Origin of the sequence: Vibrio ordalii ATCC 33509 (assembly GCA_000257205.1) — a bacterium.
GTDB lineage: Bacteria > Pseudomonadota > Gammaproteobacteria > Enterobacterales > Vibrionaceae > Vibrio > Vibrio ordalii.
Genome location: AEZC01000028.1, coordinates 1 through 3,770 on the forward strand (window position 1 = coordinate 1; position 3,770 = coordinate 3,770).

General features: G+C 43.4%; 6 protein-coding genes and 2 pseudogenes. 2 read left to right on the forward strand and 6 right to left on the reverse strand.

Annotated features, from left to right (window positions below; genetic code table 11):
• Positions 1-101 (reverse strand): annotated as a pseudogene (locus VOR_RS19000) (VOC family protein); the annotation flags it as partial.
• Between the two features lie 149 nt (positions 102-250).
• Entirely contained in the window at positions 251-829 is a 579-nt protein-coding gene (locus tag VOR_RS0102090) for a DJ-1/PfpI family protein (RefSeq protein WP_029626820.1), read from the reverse strand.
• A gap of 195 nt (positions 830-1,024) precedes the next feature.
• Between VOR_RS0102090 and VOR_RS0102095 the strand changes: the two genes are divergently transcribed.
• Positions 1,025-1,309, forward strand: coding sequence for a type II toxin-antitoxin system RelB/DinJ family antitoxin (locus VOR_RS0102095; protein ID WP_000381183.1), 285 nt, complete (start codon positions 1,025-1,027; stop codon positions 1,307-1,309).
• Entirely contained in the window at positions 1,306-1,584 is a 279-nt protein-coding gene (locus tag VOR_RS0102100; protein ID WP_000578475.1) for a type II toxin-antitoxin system RelE/ParE family toxin, read from the forward strand. Before VOR_RS0102095 ends, VOR_RS0102100 begins: the two co-directional genes overlap by 4 nt.
• A 149-nt stretch (positions 1,585-1,733) precedes the next feature.
• On the opposite strand, the gene VOR_RS0102105 is transcribed toward VOR_RS0102100, so the two are convergent.
• The 4 genes and pseudogenes from VOR_RS0102105 to VOR_RS18825 form a co-directional block, all read right to left on the reverse strand.
• Positions 1,734-2,129 carry a DUF3465 domain-containing protein gene (locus VOR_RS0102105; RefSeq protein WP_029626821.1) on the reverse strand — a complete coding sequence of 132 codons (396 nt, stop codon included), beginning with the start codon at positions 2,127-2,129 and terminating at the stop codon, positions 1,734-1,736.
• A gap of 163 nt (positions 2,130-2,292) precedes the next feature.
• Positions 2,293-2,808: a lipocalin family protein gene (locus VOR_RS0102110; RefSeq protein WP_010317924.1), complete on the reverse strand. Its 516-nt coding sequence runs from the start codon at positions 2,806-2,808 to the stop codon at positions 2,293-2,295.
• 166 nt (positions 2,809-2,974) lie between these two features.
• Positions 2,975-3,155 (reverse strand): annotated as a pseudogene (locus tag VOR_RS18640) (DUF645 family protein).
• A gap of 294 nt (positions 3,156-3,449) precedes the next feature.
• The coding region (locus tag VOR_RS18825) for a hypothetical protein (protein ID WP_010317926.1) at positions 3,450-3,770 on the reverse strand (321 nt) is incomplete at its 5' end.

Below are 3,770 nucleotides of genomic sequence, written 5' to 3' on the forward strand. Positions count from 1 at the left end.
TTTATGATGCGCTTACCAACAATCTGATAAAAACGCTTTGAGCATTCAAAGTCTTTGGCGGGAACAAAAGACTTTATTTCTACCGTGTTAAGGTTTTCCATTTCAATCTCCATTTTCTAGCACTGTTTGTAGCCTAACGCCCTGTTAAGGTGTGAGCAACGCAATACCGAAGCTGAGCATACCACCTTAAACACTAAAACCAACGCATAGTAAAAATGCCACGCGTTGCGAATCACTCTTAAACAGTTTGTTAGGTTTTTGGGTGTAATTGTACTAAACACGCCAACTTTACAGAAATGACATCAGCAGATAAACCAGAAAGCCATGATACACCAGGGGTTAGATTTGCTGCTTGAGATATACCACCCGACGTTGTGTACTTGCTTGCTGTTATCCAACGTTTATCTTCCACAACGACTAAGTCAGGAAACCGTTGTTTCAGCTCAGGAATATCCTCCCAGTGAGTCGTAACAGCAAGTCCTTTCAGCAAACCGGCATTAGCTAATATGAATGCTCCGGTACAAACTGATGCAATATGTTTAGCGTGCTTATCCACTGATGCAACCCAATGAAGTACATTGGACTTATTCATTTCGTTCCTATGGACACCGCCAACAACGATTAATAGGTCAATTTGAGGGTGATTCTGAAACGAATAGTCGGGTAAAACAGTAAAACTACCTCTGGCTTTCACTGGTTCCAAGGTTTCTGAGACTAAAAATACATTCCAACTTCCAGCACCTAATCGTTTAGCTGTACTGAAAACTTCGAAAGGTCCTGAAAAGTCGAGAACTTCGGCCTCATCGTAAATATAGATACCAATGTTCATTACTGCCTCCATGCACATAACGCCCGCCTAAGGGGCTGACAACGCCTACAACTAAACTCAAACACAACAACCATAACCACCGCGGCTCATTGGGACTGGAAACGCCACGCGTTGACAGTCCCTCTTGAGGCGTTTGTTAGTTGCCCTACACCAACACCAGTGCTAACATTCGTACACACAACAAAGGAGCTCACCATGGATACTAGAATTCAATTTCGTGTAGACGAAGAAACAAAACGTTTAGCTCAACAAATGGCTGAAAGCCAAGGTCGAACTCTTAGCGATGCTTGTCGTGAACTCACTGAACAATTAGCTGAGCAGCAACGCAAGGCATTATCTCACGATGCATGGCTAACTGAACAAGTGAATCAAGCATTTGAGAAGTTCGACTCAGGAAAAGCAGTATTCATTGAACATGACATCGCCAAAGCACGAATGGCTGAACGTAAAGCTAAAATCCGAAATCGAGGCCACGCATGATTTTCTGGGAAGAAGCATCTCTCAATGATCGTGAGAAAATTTTCGAATTTCTCTACGACTTTAACCCAGCAGCCGCTGAAAAAACGGACGAGGTCATAGAAGCCAAAGTCGAAAATTTGCTTGAGCAACCACTAATGGGTGTTCAGCGTGATGGCATTAGAGGCAGATTGCTTATTATCCCTGAGATATCAATGATCGTTTCGTATTGGGTTGATGGTTCTAAAATTCGAATAATGCGTGTACTACATCAGAAACAAAAATTTCCAAACGACTGATTTGTTGCTGATTGGCAACTAACGCCCGCCTAAGGGGCTGGCAACGCACTACCACTAAACTCAAACACAACAACCGTAACCACCGCGGCTCAATGGGACTGGAAACGCTACGCGTTGACAGTCCCTCTTGAGGCGTTTGTTAGGTGAATTTACTCGTACACCCGCCCATTGTGTTTCAACCAACCATGAGCATGACGATTTTGAGGATCTTTATGAGTCCAGTGAAGAACCCCACCTTTTTTGTTCCATTCATATTCACCATAAAACTCAACACTATCGCCAACTTTCAAGTTCGGAATTCTCGGTGCTAAGTCGATGTTATGAGCAACCAGCAATGTTTGTCCGCTATTGAGCTTTAAGATGAATTTTTGATGCTTTGAACCATCGTTGTCATCAGGTAACACTTTCACTACCTGTCCGAATCCTTGAACTTGTATATCACTTTGTTGCGATTTATAAGCTTGTTGTAAAACGGCGTCATTGGCATGCAAGCCGACCGAAAAAAAGCTTGCGAGAACGAGCCAAAAAGCTAAAAACCATTTCATAAAACTGTCCTTGTTCAATCCACTGACCATTCACCTAACGCCCGCCTAAGGAGCTGGCAACGCATTACCACTAAACTCAAACACAACAACCGTAACCACCGCGGCTCAATGGGACTGGAAACGCCACGCGTTGACAGTCCCTCTTGAGGCGTTTGTTAGGTATTTATTGCTGCTGAACGTAAATGAGCCGATTTGTATCAAAACCACGCTCTTTCGACATTTCTATGAACTTGTCCAGAATGCCTCGTTCTACAGTCGGCGTTCTTGAAAGTAACCACAGATATTCTGTATTCAGCCCTGACACAAAAGCATAACTGTAGTTTTCACGGTCTAACTCAAACACTACGTAGGAGCCATAAAACGGGCCAAAAAATGAAACCTTCAGATAGCCGTCTGTTGAGCCATTCACAAAGTAAGCTTTGCCTTCCGCTTCCTTCCACTCACCTTTCTCTTCAGAATAACCACGATTAAGAACCGAAATACCACCATCATTTCGAGCACTGTATTCCGCAGTAACCTGACTTAAACCTCTTTCAAAGGAGTGATCGAGTCGAGCAACCTCGTACCATTTGCCTAAATAGTTGTTCAGTTCAAAATCCGACACTGGTTTTACTGATTCGGGCATGCCCAAGCAGCCATTCAATAAAACGGCGCAAAGAATCAAAACGATAGCTCTCATGATATCTCCAAATACCTAACGCCCGCCTAAGGGGCTGACAACGCATTACCACTAAACCCAAACACAACAACCGAAACCACCGCAGCTCATTGGGACTGGAAACGCCGCGCGTTGACAGTCCCTTTGAGGCGCTTGTTAGCTTCGTAGCCCATTGTTGAAATGCATTTTACGCAAAAGCATCACTCAAACACACGTCCAACACCAAAAGCTGTGAAGTGAGCAGCCAAAACTCGCAGCAATCAAGGTTAAGTTGGCCACTTACCGAATTTCCGACAAAGAAAGCGCGATTTCAGCGACAATGCAGCCTTTGTGAAACGAAACTTTCCGTGTGGAGCATCCAACAACATTGAAGCATCGAAACTTGATGGTTTTCAGCGACGTTGAAACTGCTGAGCATTCAACACTTTCTACCAAGTCAGAATCCGACAAACTCGAAAGCCAACTTGTGCAATTTGAACGCTAAAAGCTGATTTTTCAGAACGATTGAGTTTGGATTTTGATGATTCCAGCCTTTAAGAAGCTAACGCCCGCCTAAGGGGCTGGCAACGCATTACCACTAAACTCAAACACAACAACCATAACCACCGCGGCTCAATGGGACTGGAAACGCCACGCGTTGACAGTCCCTCTTGAGGCGTTTGTTATGTTTTATCTGTATGTGTGTGTAATTTGCCAAAATAAAAACCTACTACTACTAGTGCAATATTCCCTAGTTCATTAGGTATTTCATAGCCCATTACTGGCAATAAACACAATGAGCCCAAAACTAAAATAGCAAGAATTGACGGTATATTTTCAGTGAGTTCCTTAAAGTTACTTCTACCATTTGGAATAATCCAACGAACCAAACCACTTAGAATCAGCAAAACTAAAATAGGGCTTACAAGAGCTAACCCCTTATCTGCTATTGGAAGAACCTGCTGCCAAATTGTTAGTATCAATGACTTGATTTCTTCCGGTAG

Excerpts from the sequence above, each read along its gene's own strand:
- VOR_RS0102090 (WP_029626820.1), bottom strand. The coding sequence starts at position 829 with ATGAACATTGGTATCTATATTTACGATGAGGCCGAAGTTCTCGACTTT.
- VOR_RS0102095 (WP_000381183.1), top strand. The coding sequence starts at position 1,025 with ATGGATACTAGAATTCAATTTCGTGTAGACGAAGAAACAAAACGTTTA.
- VOR_RS0102100 (WP_000578475.1), top strand. The coding sequence starts at position 1,306 with ATGATTTTCTGGGAAGAAGCATCTCTCAATGATCGTGAGAAAATTTTC.
- VOR_RS0102105 (WP_029626821.1), bottom strand. The coding sequence starts at position 2,129 with ATGAAATGGTTTTTAGCTTTTTGGCTCGTTCTCGCAAGCTTTTTTTCG.
- VOR_RS0102110 (WP_010317924.1), bottom strand. The coding sequence starts at position 2,808 with ATGAGAGCTATCGTTTTGATTCTTTGCGCCGTTTTATTGAATGGCTGC.